The organism is Pseudomonas synxantha BG33R (assembly GCF_000263715.2).
GTDB lineage: Bacteria > Pseudomonadota > Gammaproteobacteria > Pseudomonadales > Pseudomonadaceae > Aquipseudomonas > Aquipseudomonas synxantha_A.
On sequence record NZ_CM001514.1, the window covers coordinates 5411798 to 5429719 of the forward strand.

Below are 17922 nucleotides of genomic sequence, written 5' to 3' on the forward strand. Positions count from 1 at the left end.
CTATCGCAGGCAAGCCAGCTCCCACATTGGACCGTGTCGTAGCAGAGGTACTCGATCTAATGTGGGAGCTGGCTTGCCTGCGATGAAGTCGCCTCGGTCCACCTGAACAGCGCCCAAAAAAAAGCGAAGTCCGAAGGCTTCGCTTTTTTCAAACCAGCCCGAATCAGGCCAGTTTTTTGTGACGCACACGGTGCGGCTGGGCAGCTGCTTCGCCCAAGCGCTTTTTACGGTCTGCTTCGTACTCGGTGTAGTTACCTTCGAAGAACACCGCCTGGGAGTCATCTTCGTACGCCAGGATGTGGGTCGCGACGCGGTCAAGGAACCACCGATCGTGAGAGATCACAATGGCGGCGCCCGGGAAGTCCAGCAGGGCTTCTTCCAGGGAACGCAGGGTTTCAACGTCGAGGTCGTTGGACGGTTCGTCGAGCAGCAACACGTTGCCGCCCTCTTTCAAGGTCAGGGCCAAGTGCAAGCGACCACGCTCACCACCGGACAGGTCCTTGACGAACTTCTGCTGATCGCCGCCCTTGAAGTTGAAACGGCCGACATAGGTGCGCGACGGGATTTCATAGTTGCCGATGCGGATCTGGTCGGAGCCGTCGGAGATCTGCTGGAATACGGTCTTGCTGCCGTCGAGGTCGTCGCGGCTCTGGTCCACACAGGCCAGTTGCACGGTGTCGCCGATCTCGATGCTGCCGGAGTCCGGAGTTTCCTTGCCCATCAACATGCGGAACAGCGTGGACTTACCCGCACCGTTACCACCAATGACGCCAACGATCGCGCCTTTTGGCATGGAGAACGACAGGTTGTCGATCAGCACGCGGTCGCCATAGCCCTTGGATACGTTCTTGAACTCGATGACCTTGTCACCCAGGCGCGGACCGGCCGGGATGTAGATCTCGTTGGTTTCGCTGCGCTTCTGGAATTCCTGCGACTGCATTTCTTCAAAGCGTTGCAGACGGGCCTTGGATTTGGACTGGCGGGCCTTGGCGCCTTTGCGCACCCACTCCAGCTCTTCCTTCATGGCTTTTTCGTGAGCCGATTGCTGCTTGGATTCGGCGGCCAGACGGTCGGACTTGGCTTCCAGCCAACCAGAATAGTTGCCCTCGTAAGGGATACCGGCGCCGCGGTCGAGCTCGAGGATCCAGCCGGCAACGTTGTCCAGGAAATACCGGTCGTGCGTGATCGCAACCACGGTGCCCGGGAAGTCGTGCAGGAAGTGCTCCAGCCAGGCGACGGAATCGGCGTCCAGGTGGTTGGTCGGTTCGTCGAGCAGCAGCATGTCGGGAGCCGACAGCAGCAGGCGGCACAGGGCCACACGACGTTTTTCACCACCAGACAGGTGCTCGACCTTGGCGTCCCACGCCGGCAGGCGCAGCGCATCGGCGGCGACTTCCAGTTGGCGCTCCAGGTTGTGACCGTCGCCGGCCTGCAGGATGGCTTCGAGCTTGGCCTGTTCGGCGGCCAGCTTGTCGAAGTCGGCATCCGGTTCGGCGTAGGCGGCATAGACCTCGTCGAGGCGCGCCTGGGCGTCCTTGATCACGCTGACGGCCTCTTCAACCACTTCGCGCACGGTCTTGGTCGGATCCAGGATCGGCTCTTGCGGCAGGTAACCGATGTTCAGGTCCGGCATCGGGCGGGCTTCGCCTTCGAACTCGGTGTCGACGCCGGCCATGATTTTCAGCAGCGTGGACTTACCCGAGCCGTTGAGGCCGAGCACGCCGATCTTGGCGCCTGGGAAGAAGGACAACGAAATGTTTTTCAGGATTTCCCGCTTCGGCGGAACAACTTTTCCCAGCCGATGCATGGTGAAGACGTATTGAGCCATGGTGAACCTAGCGTCAGTGACTGATGAATTAAGCGGACGAAGCCCGTGCCAGGCCATGCGCCGCGCGGGCCTTTGACTATCATCAATGCCTGCGTGGGGAAAAAGCCTGAATGTCTGGGGCTGGAACGCCCCCGCGTAACCGGCAAAGCTACCTGAATGCGCTGGGGCAGTCCAGCCAGGGAAGACTGGCACTTTGCCACAACTCAAGGCATGCTAGCCGCCCTCCGGGCGTCCGGCTTATAGTGCACGTCGCGCGCCAGTCCAGCCAACCGCAGGATCACAGCTTGTCCAAAGTCACGCCGCCCACTCCCTTGCGCGCCGCTCATATTGCGCCGGGAGCGCCCCTGCACGGTACCTTGAAGGGCGCATTGGCGACGCTTGTGCTGATGTTGCTCGCGTTATTGTTCTGGCAACTGCTTGACCAGTTGCAGCAAAACCAGAAAAACCAGCAGCAATACACCATCGACTACAGTGCAGACCTCGCCGAGCAGATCAGCCAGAGCATGGCCCTGAGCGCGCAGATCGCCCTGAACCTGCTGCCCATTGTCGAGCCGCCGCGCAATGCCGAGCAGCAGCAGGCCTTGATGCGCACATTGCAGCGCTCGTTGCCGGACCTGCGCAGCTTCGCCCTGCTCGCCCCCAGCGGCGCGCTGATCAGCGACACTGCCGAAGGCAGCCAAGACAGTGCCCTGCTCGAAGACCTGGTCAAGCGCAGTCACGCCCAGTCTTATTACCTGAGCAACGACAATGACGGCACGGTCATCTATCTGTTGCTGCACCAACCCAGCGGTGGCTCCAAGGTGTACTGGGCCTTGCGCCTGGCCCCCAACTACCTGGCCAACCTGACACGGCAGGACATTCAGGGCCAGCGCCCGATGTGGGCGATCGAGAACAGCCTCAACCATCGTGTGGTCAGCCGTGACAGCGGGATGCCGGCGCAGTGGTCCAGCGCCCTGACGCCGGAAGAATTGAACCGCAGTGTGCTGGTCACGCCCTTGAGCAAAAGCGACTGGCAACTGCGCGGCCTGTTTGACCGCAGCGCGGTGCTGGAACAACTGCTGCCGGCCTTTATCGGCAAGTGCCTGCTGGGTCTGGCGTTTTCGCTGGTCCCGGTGATCGTGCTGCTCAACATGCGCCGCCGCCAACGCCAGGTGAATGAAGGCCGGCGACGCTATCAGGACATCTTCGAAGGCACAGGCGTGGCCTTGTGCGTGCTTGACCTGGCGGGGCTCAAGGCGTTTTGCAACAAGACCCAGGTACAAAGCCGCGAACAGTTGCACGCCTGGTTGCAGGCCAACCCTGCCGAGCGCAAGCAACTGCTCAAGGAGTTGCGCGTTACCGAGGTCAACCAGATGGCCGTGCGCCTGCTCAACGTTGCGTCCTGCGAGCAGGCATGGGAACGCCTGATCGATGATTGCCCGAGCAATGCCACGTCCATCGGCTATCAGGTGCTGGAAGCCGTACTGACCCGGCAAAAACAGCTGGAACTGGAAATCCAGCTCAACGACGTGGCCGGCAACGAACAGTACCTGTGGCTGGTGATGCGTTTGCCGGAGCAGCAGGATGACGTCAAGGCCGTGATCCTCAGCATCAGCGACATCACCAGCCGCAAGCTGATCGAGTTGTCGCTGGTGGAGCGCGAGAGCTTCTGGTCGGATGTGGTGCGCACGGTGCCCGATCACCTGTATGTGCAGGACGTGATCAGCCAGCGCATGATTTTCAGCAACCATCATCTGGGCCACACCCTGGGCTACAACAAAGCCGAACTGCAGCAAATGGGTGAGTACTTCTGGGAAATCCTGCTGCACCCCGAAGACGCCGAGCACTACCATGACTCGCGTGAACAGCAACGCCAGGTCGGCTATACGACCCAGTTGCACTGCCAACTGCGCTTTCGCCACCGCAATAACCAGTGGCGCCGCTTCGATATTCGCGAACAGGCCCTGGCCCGGGACACGTCCACGGTGGTCACTCGGATCATCGGTGTGGCCAAGGACATTACCGACCAGATCGAAGCCAGCGAATCCCTGCGCGACAGCGAACAGCGCTACCGGATGTTGGCTGAAAGCATCAGCGATGTGATCTGCTCTACCGACAGCCAACTGGCTCTGAATTACATCAGCCCATCGGTCAACACCGTACTGGGCTATGACGTGGATTGGGTGTTCAAGCATGGCTGGCAGTCAATCGTTGCCAACCCGCAACAGTTGACCGGCATTTATAGCCTGATGGAACAGGTCAGTCGCGCCCTCGGCAACCCCGAGGCGTTGAACACCTTGCGCGATGACGTCCAGACCCAACTGTTCCTGTTCGACTGCCTGCGCGCCGACGGGCGCAAAGTACCGATCGAACTGCGCCTGGTGCTGGTGTGGGATGAACATGGCGCGTTTGAGGGCATCCTCGGCGTGGGCCGCGATATCAGCCAGCAACGCCGCGCCGAAAAAGACCTGCGCATGGCGGCCACGGTCTTCGAGCACTCCACCTCGGCGATCCTGATCACCGATCCGGCCGGTTATATCGTGCAAGCCAACGAGGCGTTCAGCCGGGTCAGCGGGTATGAAGTGGCGGACGTGCTCGACCAATTGCCGAACATGCTCACCGTCGACGAGCAGCAGGAAGCCCACCTGCGTTATGTGCTCAAGCAACTGCACCAGCACAGTACCTGGGAAGGCGAAGTGTGGCTCAAGCGCCGCAACGGCGAGCATTACCCGGCCTGGGTCGGCATTACGGCGGTGTTCGACGACGAAGGCGACCTGGCCAGCTACGTCTGCTTCTTCAGCGATATCAGCGAGCGCAAGGCCAGCGAACAGCGCATCCACCGCCTGGCCTACTACGACGCCCTGACCCACCTGCCCAACCGCACGCTGTTCCAGGACCGTCTGCACACGGCGTTGCAATCGGCAGAACGGCAGAAGTCGTGGGTGGTGTTGATGTTCCTCGACCTCGACCGCTTCAAGCCGATCAATGACTCCCTCGGCCACGCTGCCGGCGACCGTATGCTCAAGGAAATGGCGACGCGCCTGCTCGGTTGCGTGGCCGAAGACGACACCGTGGCGCGCATGGGCGGCGACGAGTTCACCCTGCTGTTGCAACCACGGGTCAGCCGCGAAATGGCGCTGAACCGCGCGATTCATGTGGCCGAACAGATCCTGGCCAGCCTGGTGAAGCCATTCGTGCTCGAAGGCCGCGAGTTTTTCGTGACCGCCAGTATCGGCATCGCCCTCAGCCCCCAAGACGGCAACGAGCTGAGCCAACTGATGAAAAACGCGGATACGGCGATGTATCACGCCAAAGAGCGCGGCAAGAACAACTTCCAGTTCTACCAGGCCGACATGAACGCCAGCGCCCTGGAGCGTCTGGAACTGGAGAGCGACCTGCGCCACGCCCTGGACCAGAACGAATTCGTGCTGTATTACCAACCGCAATTCAGCGGCGACGGCAAACGCCTGACCGGTGCCGAGGCCCTGCTGCGCTGGCGCCACCCGCGTCGCGGGCTGGTGCCACCGGGGGATTTCATTCCGGTATTGGAAGAACTCGGGCTGGTGGTGGACGTGGGCGATTGGGTGATCAGCGAAGCCTGTCGCCAACTCAAGACCTGGCACCAGAACAAGGTGCGGGTGCCCAAAGTCTCGGTGAACATCTCGGCGCGGCAGTTTTCCGACGGCCAGCTGGGCACGCGCATCGCCACCATCCTCAAGGACACTGGCCTGCCGCCAGCGTGCCTGGAGCTGGAACTGACCGAAAGTATCCTGATGCGCGAAGTCAACGAAGCGCTGCAAATCCTCGCCAGCTTGAAGAACCTGGGCCTGAGCATCGCGGTAGACGACTTTGGCACTGGCTATTCATCGCTCAACTACCTCAAGCAATTCCCCATCGACGTGCTGAAGATCGACCGCACCTTCGTCGATGGCCTGCCCTCCGGTGAGCAGGACGCACAGATCGCCCGGGCGATCATTGCCATGGCCCACAGCCTGAACCTGGCGGTGATCGCCGAAGGTGTGGAAACCCACGAGCAATTGGACTTTTTGCGCGAGCATGGCTGTGATGAGGTACAGGGTTACCTGTTCGGGCGGCCGATGCCGGCGAATCGGTTCGAGGCGCAGTTCAGTAATGATGCTCTCTTCATGTTCGACTGAAGTGCTGCAGTGGAGCTTATGGCCTCATCGCAGGCAAGCCAGCCCCCACATTTGATCGGGTCCACACAGTCAAATGTGGGAGCTGGCTTGCCTGCGATGGGGGCCAGTACTGACACCACTCATCTCCAGATGAGCCCCACTTGTCCGCGACATGATGTCCTTTCATATGCCATCCAAAACCCATTGGGTTAGAATGCCCTCCTTTTCTGCCCCCGATCCTTGAGGACCGCCATGTTCAGCCGTGATTTGACTATTGCCAAGTACGACGCCGATCTCTTCGCCGCCATGGAGCAAGAAGCCGTGCGCCAGGAAGAGCACATTGAGCTGATCGCTTCGGAAAACTACACCAGCCCTGCGGTGATGGAGGCTCAAGGTTCGGTTTTGACCAACAAGTACGCCGAAGGCTACCCGGGCAAGCGCTACTACGGTGGTTGCGAGTACGTCGACGTGGTTGAGCAGTTGGCCATCGACCGTGCCAAGGAGCTGTTCGGCGCCGATTACGCCAACGTCCAGCCACACGCCGGTTCCCAGGCCAACAGCGCCGTGTACCTGGCCCTGCTGCAAGGCGGCGACACTATCCTGGGCATGAGCCTGGCCCACGGCGGTCACCTGACCCACGGCGCCAGCGTTTCTTCCTCCGGCAAGCTGTACAACGCCGTCCAGTACGGTATCGATGCCAACGGCCTGATCGACTACGACGAAGTCGAGCGCCTGGCGGTCGAGCACAAGCCAAAAATGATCGTGGCTGGGTTCTCTGCCTACTCGCAGATCCTGGATTTCCCACGCTTCCGTGAAATCGCCGACAAGGTCGGTGCCTACCTGTTCGTCGACATGGCCCACGTGGCCGGTCTGGTGGCAGCGGGCGTGTACCCGAACCCAGTGCCTTACGCTGACGTGGTGACCACCACTACCCACAAGACCCTGCGCGGTCCACGCGGCGGCCTGATCCTGGCTCGCGCCAACGCCGAGATCGAGAAGAAGCTCAACTCCGCGGTATTCCCGGGCGCCCAGGGTGGCCCGCTGGAGCACGTGATTGCCGCCAAGGCGATCTGCTTCAAGGAAGCACTGCAGCCTGAGTTCAAGACCTACCAGCAACAAGTGGTGAAGAACGCCCAGGCCATGGCAGCTGTGTTCATCGAGCGCGGTTTTGACGTGGTGTCCGGCGGTACTGAAAACCACCTGTTCCTGCTGTCGCTGATCAAGCAGGACATTTCCGGTAAAGATGCTGACGCTGCCCTGGGCAAAGCCTTCATCACCGTAAACAAGAACTCCGTGCCGAACGACCCACGTTCGCCGTTCGTCACCTCCGGCCTGCGCTTCGGCACCCCGGCTGTGACCACCCGTGGCTTCAAGGAAGCAGAGTGCAAGGAACTGGCCGGCTGGATCTGCGACATCCTGGCTGACCTGAACAACGAAGCCGTGATCGACGCGGTACGTGAGAAGGTCAAGGCCATCTGCAAGAAGCTGCCGGTATACGGCGCTTGATTGCAGTTGCTTGAATGAAAAGCCCGGCTCTTGAGCCGGGCTTTTTTATTTCAATTTGAAATGCATTCAATTGTGGGAGGGGGCTTGCTCCCGATAGCAGTGTGTCAGTCACTTATATGTTTACTGACCCACCGCAATCGGGAGCAAGCCCCCTCCCACAGTTGATCGCATTTCAAGTCAGGATTGGTAGACGCGCTGGAAGCCTTCACGGATCTTGTCCTCCGGCAACTCATCGGCAATAAACACAATCACACTCTCCCGCGCTTCACCCTCGGCCCATTCGGTGTCCCAGTCAAAACCATAGAGTTTCAGCACGCCCTGGAACACCATGCGTCGATCCTCCCCGGCAATATTCAGCACGCCCTTGTAGCGCAGCAGCTGCTTGCCGTGGTCTTCCAGCAGTTCGTTCATGAACTCACTGAGGCGGTCGATATCCAGCGGCTGGTCGGTGCGCAGCACCAGGCTGGAAATACGGTCGACCGATGGCGCAGCGCTGACCGGTCGCAGGCTCATGCCGGCATTGAGGTTGAAGCCGCGCACATCCAGCAACTCAGCCAAGTCGATCTTGCCGTGATCCACCACACGGATCGGCGCACGCCGGTTGATACGGGTCAGGCGCTGGCTGAGGGCGTCGAAGGTGGCGTCGTCCACCAGGTCGCGCTTGCTCACCAGCAGGCGGTCGGCAAAGCCGATCTGGGCCTGGGCGATGGTCTGGGTCAGGTGATGCTCGGCGTGGGCGGCGTCCACCAGGGTAATGATGCCGTCGAGGATGTAGCGCTCGCGCAGTTCTTCGTCGATGAAAAAAGTCTGGGCCACCGGCGCAGGATCCGCCAGGCCGGTGCATTCGATCACCAGCCGGTCAAAGGCGATCTCGCTGCTGTCCAGGCGCTCAAGCAGCAGGTAAAGCGCCTTGGTCAGGTCGGTGTGGATGGTGCAGCACACGCAGCCGTTGGACAGGGTCATGACTTGCACCGGCTCGTCGCCCAAGAGCTGGGTGTCGATGCCGGCGTCACTGAATTCGTTTTCGATCACGGCGATTTTCAAGCCGTGCTCGGCCTTGAGCAGATGGCGCAGCAAGGTGGTCTTGCCGGCACCGAGGAAGCCGCTGAGGATGGTGACGGGGATGGGAGAGGACAAAACTATTCTCCTGATAACTGAATAAACACAAAACAAAAGTGGGAGCAAAGGCCCCTGTGGGAGCTGGCTTGCCTGCGATGCAGACAACTCGGTGCTTCAGTCAGACCGAGGTGATGCTATCGCAGGCAAGCCAGCTCCCACAGAAAGCCCTGCTCCCACAGGGGTATCGCATTGGCCCGCGTTACCGGGTCAACAGCACTTGGGCCCACCCTTGCCGCCGTAACGGGCCTCCTGGCGTTCGCGGAAGAACGCCTTGTAGTCCATCACCGGCTTGTCCGGGTGTTTGGTTTGCATATGCTCGACGTAGGTGTCGTAGTCGGGCATGCCGACCATCAGGCGCGCAGCCTGACCGAGGTATTTACCGAGGCGACTGATGTCATTGAACATAGTGGCAATCCTCGCTTATGCGTCCGGTACGGCCTGGAATGGCGCTTCTTTATCCGTACGCTCTTTGTTGCCCCAGGCGGCTACGCCGACTTTGAGCGCATAGAACAGGATGCTGAATACCACGAACAGGAACAGCGCCGTCAGCGTTGCGTTGGTGTAGGCGTTCCAGATCACATGCTGCATCTGGTCGATGCTCTTGGCCGGGGCGAGGATCTGACCGTTGGCCAGGGCATCGCTGTATTTCTTGGCCAGCGACAGGAAGCCGATCGCCGGGTTGGCGTCGAACAGCTTGATGAAGCCTGCGGTGGTGGTGCAGATCAGCAGCCAGACGGCCGGCAACATGGTCACCCAGATGTAGCGCTGGCGCTTCATTTTGATCAGCACAACGGTCGCCAGCATCAGCGCGATACCCGCCAGCATCTGGTTGGAGATACCGAACAGCGGCCACAAGGTGTTGATGCCACCCAGTGGGTCGATCACGCCCTGGTACAGCAGGTAACCCCACATGGCCACGCAACCGGCCGTCGCGATCAGGTTGGCGGTCCAGGACTCGGTGCGTTTGAGCGCAGGCACGAACGAACCGAGCAGGTCTTGCAGCATGAAACGACCGGCACGGGTACCGGCATCCACTGCGGTGAGGATGAACAGCGCTTCGAACAGGATCGCAAAGTGGTACCAGAACGCCATGGTGTTTTCACCCGGCAGCACACTGTGCAGGATCTGTGCGATACCGACCGCCAGCGTCGGCGCACCGCCGGCACGCGCCAGAATGGTGGTTTCACCGATATCGTGGGCAACGGCCGACAGCGCTTCAGGGGTAATTGCAAAGCCCCAACTGCTGACGGTTTGCGCCACGGTGACCACGTCAGTACCGACAATCGCCGCCGGGCTGTTCATGGCGAAGTACACGCCAGGCTCGATCACCGAAGCGGCAACCATCGCCATGATGGCCACGAACGACTCCATCAACATGCCGCCGTATCCGATGTAACGGGCGTGGCTTTCACTGGCGAGCAACTTGGGCGTGGTACCCGAAGAGATCAGCGCGTGGAAGCCCGAGACCGCGCCACAGGCAATGGTGATGAACAGGAACGGGAACAGGCCGCCCTTCCACACCGGGCCAGTGCCGTCGATGAACTGGGTCAGTGCTGGCATTTTCAGGTCAGGCATGGTGACCAGGATGCCGATCGCCAGAGCGATGATGGTGCCGATTTTCAGGAACGTCGACAGGTAGTCACGCGGCGCCAGGATCAGCCAAACCGGCAGAACAGCGGCAACGAAGCCGTAGCCGATCAGCATCCAGGTGATCTGGATCCCGGTGAAGGTGAAGGCTTTGGCCCAGACCGGGTCAGCGGCAATCTGCCCGCCCAGCCAGATCGAACCCAGCAGCAACAGCACGCCGATGATCGAAATTTCACCGATGCGGCCCGGGCGGATGTAGCGCATGTAGATGCCCATGAACATCGCAATCGGGATGGTCGCCATCACCGTAAAGATGCCCCATGGGCTCTCGGCCAGGGCCTTGACCACGATCAGCGCCAGCACCGCGAGGATGATGATCATGATCAGGAAGCAGCCAAACAGGGCGATGGTCCCGGGAATGCGGCCCATCTCTTCGCGAACCATGTCACCCAGGGAACGCCCGTTGCGACGAGTGGACAGGAACAGGATCATGAAGTCCTGCACCGCACCCGCCAGCACCACACCGGCAATCAGCCACAGAGTGCCGGGCAGGTAACCCATCTGCGCCGCCAGCACCGGACCGACCAACGGGCCTGCACCGGCAATCGCCGCAAAGTGGTGACCGAAAAGGATATGTTTGTTGGTCGGCACATAGTCCAAACCGTCGTTATTGACCACTGCGGGGGTGGCCCGCCGAGGGTCGAGTTGCATCACGTTATTGGCGATGAACAGACTGTAGTAACGGTACGCAACCAGATAGATGGCCACAGCAGCGACCACAATCCACAAGGCGTTGATCGCCTCGCCGCGGCGCAAGGCCACTACGCCAAGGGCGCACGCTCCTACGATTGCCAGCACCAGCCAGGGTAGGTGGCGTAGCAGGCTATTATTATTTTTCATTTTTGTATTCCAGCCAGGGTGGACAGAAAGGACAGCCAGCCCGAGTTTAGCGCTGTTGGCCTCAAAGACCAGCCCCCTACGTTGGTCTAGAGCCTTCTATGCGGCAAAAAAACGAAATAAATGCCAAATGATGGCGCAAGGCTACAATCCTCCTATCCACCGAGGACTTCACCATGACTGAGCAACCGTCTGATCGCCGCCGTTTTCGCCGGATTGCTTTTGATGCCAAAACCGAAATTCGGCAAAACGGATGGGATTTTCCGGTGAAACTGGTGGATCTCTCGCTAAAGGGTCTACTGGTCGAGCGCCCCGAAGATTGGAAGGGGAACAAGGCGCTGCCGTTCGACGTAGACATACGCCTGGATCCGAAAGCGCATATAAAGATGCAAGTGAAGCTGAGCCACGAGGATAAGGGGCAGTTGGGCTTCGTGTGCCAACATATCGATCTGGATTCGATCAGCCATTTGCGGCGACTGATTGAGTTGAACCTGGGGGATGAGGAAGAGCTACACAGAGAGCTGGCGGCATTGCTGGAAATCTAGAAGCCAACACAACTCAAATGTGGGAGGGGGCTTGCTCCCTCCCACATTGGTTTCGCGGTGTCGCTGGCTACTCGAACAGTGCATCCAACGCCTGCTCCAGGCGCGTCACCCCAATCACCTGCAAACCTGCCGGCATTTCCTTCGGCGCATTGCCCTTGGGCACGATCGCCCGCTTGAACCCATGCTTGGCCGCCTCCTTCAACCGCTCCTGCCCACTGGGCACCGGGCGGACTTCGCCCGACAGGCCGACCTCACCAAACACCAGCAGATCATGGGGCAGCGGCCGATTGCGCAGGCTGGACATCACCGCCGCCATCAGCGCCAGGTCGGAGGCGGTCTCCAGCACCTTGACCCCGCCCACTACGTTAAGGAAAACATCCTGGTCATGGGTCGGAATGCCGCCGTGACGGTGCAATACCGCCAGCAACATCGCCAGACGGTTCTGGTCCAGGCCCAGCGTGACCCGCCGCGGGTTGGCCAAATGGCTGTCATCCACCAGCGCCTGGACTTCCACCAGCATGGGCCGGGTACCCTCCCACGTCGCCATCACCACACTGCCCGGGACTTCTTCCTGGGCCCGAGTGAGAAAAATCGCCGAGGGGTTGGAGACTTCTTTCAGTCCACGGTCAGTCATGGCGAACACACCCAGCTCGTTCACGGCGCCAAAGCGGTTTTTTACCGCCCGCAGCAAACGCAGGCGGCCATCGGACTCACCTTCGAAATACAGCACGGTATCCACCATGTGCTCCAACACCCGTGGCCCGGCCAGCGCGCCTTCCTTGGTCACATGGCCGACCAGGAAGATCGCCGTGCCGCTCTGCTTGGCGTAGCGCACCAACAGCGCCGCACTCTCGCGCACCTGGGACACGCCGCCCGGTGCCGATTGCAGTTGCTCGGTGAAAATCGTCTGGATCGAGTCAATTACCATGACCTTGGGCTTTTCGATCCGCGCCGTGGCGATGATGCTTTCGATGCAGGTTTCGGTCATGACCCGCAACTGGTCCTGGGGCAGGCCCAAACGGCGGGCGCGCATGGCCACTTGCTGTTGGGATTCTTCGCCGGTGACGTACAGCGCCGGCATACGGCTGGCGATGCTGCACAGGGTTTGCAAGAGGATGGTCGACTTGCCGATGCCCGGGTCACCGCCGATCAGCACCACCGAACCATCGACCAGGCCACCGCCAAGTACGCGGTCCAGTTCGCCGGACGCGGTGGAGAAACGCGGGATCTCTTCGACGCTGACCTCGGCCAGGGTCTTGATCTGTGCCTGTTGCCCGGTCCAGCCGGCGCGGCCGGTAGGAGCTGCGGCACCACCGCTTTCAATCATGGTTTCAGTCAGGGTGTTCCACGCACCGCATTCGGAGCACTGGCCCGCCCATTTGGGAAAGGTCGCGCCGCACTCCGTGCAGCCGTACATGCGCTTGGCCTTTGCCATGTGAGAACCTCCAACCGAAAAACCGCGATGATAGCTCAGCGCGACGCCGGGGTCCGGATTTCGCCACTGGCCAAACGTGAAGCACTGTTACCGACGGGATCCTCGGCGTTCAGGTCTGCGCCTTTGGCTTGCAGTTCACCCAGCAACTCGACGCGTTTGAACAGCCCGGCGTACATGGCGGCAGTCTGTCCCGCGCCATTGCGTTGGTCCGGGTTGCAGTCGGTGGCCAGCAGGCGCTGGGCGATTTTCAGCTCACCCTTGAAGATTGCGCCCATCAGCGCCGTGTTGCCGCGTTTGTCCTGTACGCAGGCGTTGGCACCCGCGTCGAGCAGACGCTCCACGTACGAGCCCTGGCCGTGATAAGCGGCGAGAATCAGTGCGGTGTAGCCTTTGTCATCCTGGGTGTTGAGGCTGTAGCCGGAGTCGATAAAGGTGTTGAGCATGTCGAGGTCGCCACGGCGAGCGGCGTCGAAGTAGTAATCCTGCAACTGGGCTTTGAGCGCCACCGGGTCGGGAGACTCCGCATGGGCGACAAAGGCCAGCATGGCCATCAGTAAACCGATAGAGATACGCATAGGGGCTTCTCCTGCCAAAGGTCGACGCCCGTAGAGGCGCCGACCGCAACCAACGAATCAGTCAGTCAGTTTTTCCGCCAGCGCCTTCACGCGAGCCAGATCACCTTTGGCCACCTTGGTCACGCCGGTGCCGTATTCCGGATCAGCCTTGTAAAGGAACGACAGGATGATGTGCTTGCTCTCGTCATCGGTGGTGGCCAGCGAGCCGCCGAAATTGTCGATCAAGTCCTGACGCTCTTTCTTGGTGTAGGAGCGGTACAGGTCACCGGCCTGTTTGAAGTTCTGCTCGCGCTGGATCTTCGCCTGCTGGGTGCTGCCCGACAGCGGCGACTGGCTGTAGCGCGCGGTTTGCGGCTCTTCGCGTGGCAACAGCCGGCTTGGCTGGTAGTTCACGCCGGTGGTGGTTTTGCCGAAGTTCATCGCACCGTCCTGGTTACCGTTGTTGACGGTGACCCGTGGAGCGTTGATCGGCAGTTGCAGGGCGTTCGCACCCAAGCGGTACATTTGCGTATCGGCATAGGAGAACACCCGGCCTTGCAGCAGGCGGTCTTCCGACGGCTCGATGCCCGGCACCAGGTTGGCAGGCGCCATCGCGACTTGCTCGGTTTCCTGGAAGACATTGGCCGGGTTGCGATTGAGCACCATCTGCCCGACTTTACGCTCAGGTACATCCGGCCAGATCTTGGTGGCATCCAGGGGGTCGAAATCAAACTTGGCCAAGTCCTCGGGCTTGAGCACTTGCACATACAAGTCCCACTTGGGGAAGTCGCCCTTGTTGATATGGGTGACCAAATCGTTGGTCATATGACTGTAGTCACGACCCTGTACTTCGGTGACTTGCTTGGGATCCAGGTTCTTGATGCCTTGCAGGCTCTTCCAGTGGAACTTGACGTAGTGCACTTCGCCCTTGGCGTTGATCAACTTGTAGGCATGTACGCCATTACCGTCCATCTCGCGGTAACTGGCCGGTGTACCGGAGTCCGAGTACAACTCGGTCAAAGTACGCGTGGCTTCGGGAACATGGGAGAAGAAGTCGAAACGGCGCGAGTCGTCATCCAGGTTGGTGCGTGGGTCGGGTTTGAAGGCATGGACCATATCCGGGAACTTGATGGCATCGCGGATAAAGAAGGTCGGAAAGTTATTGCCGACCAGGTCCCAGTTACCTTCGGCGGTGTAGAACTTGGTAGCAAAGCCCCGTGGGTCACGCAGGGTTTCAGGGGAATGGTTGCCGTGGACGACCGCCGAAAAGCGTACGAACACTGGCGTGGTTTCACCGGCGGCGAACACCTTGGCCTTGGTCAGGTCGCTGAGGTTGTCGGTCACCGTGAAGGTGCCATGGGCGCCCGTACCGCGGGCATGTACCACACGCTCGGGGATGCGTTCGCGGTCAAAGCGCTGCAACTTCTGGATCAGCTGAACGTCCTGCAACAATACCGGGCCGTTCGCTCCGGCCGTTTGCGAGTTCTGGTTATCACCGACGTTGGCCCCGTTATCGCGGGTCAGGTTGGCGGCTTGCACGGAGAGGGACAGCAGGCTTGCGGTCACCAGTGCCAGCGCGTGACGCGCGGACACGGGCCTGCGGCGGATTGGAGTGTTCATCGAGGTTTCCTCTGGTTTTTTTAGCGCACATTCTGTTGTGCTTGTCAGAGGCTAGTGACCTGCGACTCAGAAGATAAATAGAAAAACACCACAGGCCCGATTAAGAAAATAATCTGGTAACTGGCCGAAATGACGGGTAATTCGCGCGCGATTGGTGGCACTTTGCAAACTATTTGCGTTTTAATGTGTCGATAAAAATCGACAGTGTTAACAGTTGTGTCGAGCAAGCCTTGTACGACTGAATTACACTGACCTCCACCCTTCTCAACTGTAACAAGGAATAACCTATGGGCGTGATCAGTGAGTTCAAGGCCTTCGCGGTCAAAGGTAATGTGGTCGACATGGCCGTCGGTATCATCATCGGCGCCGCCTTCGGCAAGATTGTTTCCTCGTTTGTAGGCGACGTGATAATGCCGCCTATTGGTCTGCTGATCGGGGGGGTGGACTTTGCCGACCTGGCGATAACACTCAAGGCCGCGCAGGGTGACGTACCGGCGGTGGTGTTGGCTTATGGCAAGTTTATCCAGAGCATCATCGACTTCGTGATCGTCGCTTTTGCGATCTTCATGGGTGTGAAGGCCATCAACCGCCTGAAGCGAGAAGAAGCCGTAGCCCCTAGCTTGCCACCGACGCCGACCAAGGAAGAAGTGCTGCTGGGCGAGATCCGCGATCTGCTCAAGGCTCAAAATAACAACAAACCGCTTTAATCAGCGATTGCAAAAAGGCGCCTCGTGAGGCGCCTTTTTTCTACCAGTAATTTTCTACTGCAACCTGACCAGGGCGTCGACTCAGGCTCAGTTGCATGTCCCGTTGCTTGAGTAGCTGACGAGTGTCATCGACCATCTGCGGGTTGCCGCAAATCAGTACGCGGGAATGTTCGGGTGTTAACTTAAGGCCGGCCGTGCGCTCCAGTTTGCCATTCTTGATCAACGTGGTAATGCGCCCGTTGAGCGCACCCGGATGTTGCTCGCGGGTGACGATGGGGATGTAGGTGAGTTTATGCGCGTACTCGGCCAGGTGTTCGCGCTCCCCCAGTTCTTTGATCAGCGCCTGGTAGGCCAGCTCTTTCGCTTCCCGGGCGCTGTATACCAGGATGACGTGTTCGAATTTTTCCCATACCTCAAAGTCCTGCAGGATCGACAGGAACGGCGCAACGCCAGTCCCTGTCCCCAACAGCCACAGGTCGCGCCCGTCAACGAAGCGATTAAGGGTCAGGAAGCCGGTGGCCTGGCGCTCTACCAGCAGGGTATCGCCGACCCGCAGCCGGCTGAGTTCGCTGGTGAACTCCCCGCCGGGAACAACGATGGAAAAAAAGTCGAGATGCTCATCAAAAGGCGATGACACCACAGAGTAGGCACGCCACACGGTGCTGCCATCGGCCTTGGTTACACCCAGGCGCACGAACTGGCCGGCGGTAAAGCGAAAGCCTGGGTCGCGAGTGGTGCGCAGGGTGAAGAGGCTGGGGGTCAGCGATTGCACGTCGAGCAAGGTCTGGCGGGTAAATTTCTCAGCACTGGCCGTCATGGGAGGCTCCGTTTTGCACAGGCTGCTAGTGTCTCTCAAAGCAGATGACGCAAACACCGTTGATTTGTACTGGCATTGCATTTACCCATGATGCACGGCCTGTCAGTGACGCAAGTGGGCCAGCGGCTCACCAGCAATCCGAAGGAAACAAAGAGCCGCACACTCATACTAATCATTTGGCTATTAACCCAACCGGAATACGCCACAAGATGAAACTACGCCGTCCGAAGACGTCATTTTGATATCACCTGCAAGTCATTAAAACCAGTGCAAAAAAAATGTCCCATCGGTTTTTTCATACAAACCAACAACGCTTGTACATATCTGAAACCTGTAGACCAACCACCTGATGAATTTTTTTTCAGACTAGCTTGTACGACGTGTCCTACACTTGTTTTCGTGCTGGATTGGGGATCAGGAAGTACCCAAGTCACAAAGAAACCCATGGAGAGTTACCGATGGTCAATTGGCGCAATTCACGGCTGCCCAAGCTGGAAGGCGAGAGCGAAATCACCACCGTGTATGAAATGGTGATCAACCGCACTCAGGAAATGGGGTTCAAATATTGCTCGTTCACGATGAGTACTCAATCCGAAAATACCCAAGCAAAGCCTTTCAACTGCAACAACTACCCAAATGAATGGAACAGAATCTATCAACAAGCAGGTTTCTTCGACAAAGATCCGGCTGTAGTTCACTGCAAGCACTCTGTACTGCCCATCCTCTGGGAGAAGCAAGCCTTCGGTAACACCCCTGAACTGTGGGACTTGGCTGAGTCATTTGGGGTGCATAGGGGCTGGTCCCAGGCGGTGCATGATTTCAAGGGTGTATTCAGTATGCTGACCCTGGTGCGTGACAAGGGTGAGGTCAGCCCTGAAGAGCTTTACGAAAAAGCCGGTCAAGTCTTGTGGCTCTGCCATGCGATGCATGCCGTAGTCGCGCTTCAATACACCTGCGAACCCATCGACGAGGCGCCGTTCAAGTTAACGGCCCGCGAAACGGAGATTCTCAGATGGTGCGCGATGGGCAAGACCGCCGCGGAGATCGCTCGCATTCTGTGCCTGTCCGAGCGCACGGTGGGTTTTCATGTCGGCAGAGTACTCAGCAAATTGAAGGTCACCAGTAAGATCCAGGCTGTGCTCTGCCTCGCCAAAGCGGGGATGCTCTAATCGTCAATTAAACACCCCATGTC

The 17922-nt window shown here is 59.4% G+C and carries 13 protein-coding genes; 5 read left to right on the forward strand and 8 right to left on the reverse strand.

What is annotated here, in order from left to right:
* Positions 1–163: 163 nt before the first annotated feature.
* Positions 164–1828, reverse strand: a complete 1665-nt coding sequence (ettA, locus tag PSEBG33_RS04030; protein ID WP_005791601.1) for an energy-dependent translational throttle protein EttA — start codon at positions 1826–1828, stop codon at positions 164–166.
* Positions 1829–2112: 284 nt separating this feature from the next.
* Here ettA and PSEBG33_RS04025 point away from each other — a divergent pair, with 284 nt between their 5' ends.
* Both PSEBG33_RS04025 and glyA read left to right on the forward strand, forming a co-directional pair.
* The gene (locus tag PSEBG33_RS04025; protein ID WP_005791603.1) at positions 2113–5964 is read left to right on the forward strand and encodes an EAL and GGDEF domain-containing protein; all 3852 of its coding nucleotides are present in this window, start codon (positions 2113–2115) and stop codon (positions 5962–5964) included.
* A gap of 231 nt (positions 5965–6195) precedes the next feature.
* Positions 6196–7449, forward strand: a complete 1254-nt coding sequence (gene glyA, locus PSEBG33_RS04020; RefSeq protein ID WP_005791605.1) for a serine hydroxymethyltransferase — start codon at positions 6196–6198, stop codon at positions 7447–7449.
* A 177-nt stretch (positions 7450–7626) separates the two neighbouring features.
* On the opposite strand, the gene yjiA is transcribed toward glyA, so the two are convergent.
* The 3 genes from yjiA to PSEBG33_RS04005 all read right to left on the reverse strand — a co-directional run bounded on the left by yjiA (position 7627) and on the right by PSEBG33_RS04005 (position 11055).
* Positions 7627–8586: a GTPase gene (gene yjiA / locus PSEBG33_RS04015; protein ID WP_005791606.1), complete on the reverse strand. Its 960-nt coding sequence runs from the start codon at positions 8584–8586 to the stop codon at positions 7627–7629.
* Positions 8587–8775: 189 nt separating this feature from the next.
* Positions 8776–8973 (reverse strand): YbdD/YjiX family protein, encoded by a 198-nt coding sequence (locus PSEBG33_RS04010; protein ID WP_003194308.1) that lies wholly within the window; start codon positions 8971–8973, stop codon positions 8776–8778.
* Between the two features lie 15 nt (positions 8974–8988).
* Positions 8989–11055: a carbon starvation CstA family protein gene (locus PSEBG33_RS04005; protein ID WP_005791609.1), complete on the reverse strand. Its 2067-nt coding sequence runs from the start codon at positions 11053–11055 to the stop codon at positions 8989–8991.
* 173 nt (positions 11056–11228) lie between these two features.
* On the opposite strand from PSEBG33_RS04005, the gene PSEBG33_RS04000 reads away from it, so the two are divergent.
* Complete coding sequence (locus tag PSEBG33_RS04000) at positions 11229–11597, forward strand: PilZ domain-containing protein (protein ID WP_005791611.1); 369 nt, start codon at positions 11229–11231, stop codon at positions 11595–11597.
* Between the two features lie 67 nt (positions 11598–11664).
* Here the strand turns inward: PSEBG33_RS04000 and radA are convergent, their stop codons facing one another.
* From radA to katB, 3 genes are read right to left on the reverse strand one after another with little or no spacing between them, the layout of a single operon-like run.
* On the reverse strand, positions 11665–13032 hold the full coding sequence (radA, locus tag PSEBG33_RS03995; RefSeq protein ID WP_005791613.1) for a DNA repair protein RadA: 1368 nt from the start codon (positions 13030–13032) through the stop codon (positions 11665–11667).
* 35 nt (positions 13033–13067) lie between these two features.
* Positions 13068–13607, reverse strand: a complete 540-nt coding sequence (locus tag PSEBG33_RS03990; RefSeq protein WP_005791615.1) for an ankyrin repeat domain-containing protein — start codon at positions 13605–13607, stop codon at positions 13068–13070.
* A gap of 57 nt (positions 13608–13664) precedes the next feature.
* Positions 13665–15206 carry a catalase KatB gene (gene katB, locus PSEBG33_RS03985; RefSeq protein ID WP_005791616.1) on the reverse strand — a complete coding sequence of 514 codons (1542 nt, stop codon included), beginning with the start codon at positions 15204–15206 and terminating at the stop codon, positions 13665–13667.
* Between the two features lie 287 nt (positions 15207–15493).
* Here katB and mscL point away from each other — a divergent pair, with 287 nt between their 5' ends.
* Complete coding sequence (gene mscL / locus PSEBG33_RS03980; RefSeq protein ID WP_005791618.1) at positions 15494–15913, forward strand: large-conductance mechanosensitive channel protein MscL; 420 nt, start codon at positions 15494–15496, stop codon at positions 15911–15913.
* A gap of 40 nt (positions 15914–15953) precedes the next feature.
* Here the strand turns inward: mscL and PSEBG33_RS03975 are convergent, their stop codons facing one another.
* A complete protein-coding gene (locus PSEBG33_RS03975) occupies positions 15954–16730 on the reverse strand; it encodes a ferredoxin--NADP reductase (protein WP_005791620.1) in 777 nt (258 codons plus the stop codon).
* Between the two features lie 458 nt (positions 16731–17188).
* Here PSEBG33_RS03975 and PSEBG33_RS03970 point away from each other — a divergent pair, with 458 nt between their 5' ends.
* Positions 17189–17899: a helix-turn-helix transcriptional regulator gene (locus PSEBG33_RS03970; protein WP_005791622.1), complete on the forward strand. Its 711-nt coding sequence runs from the start codon at positions 17189–17191 to the stop codon at positions 17897–17899.
* Positions 17900–17922: the final 23 nt, after the last annotated feature.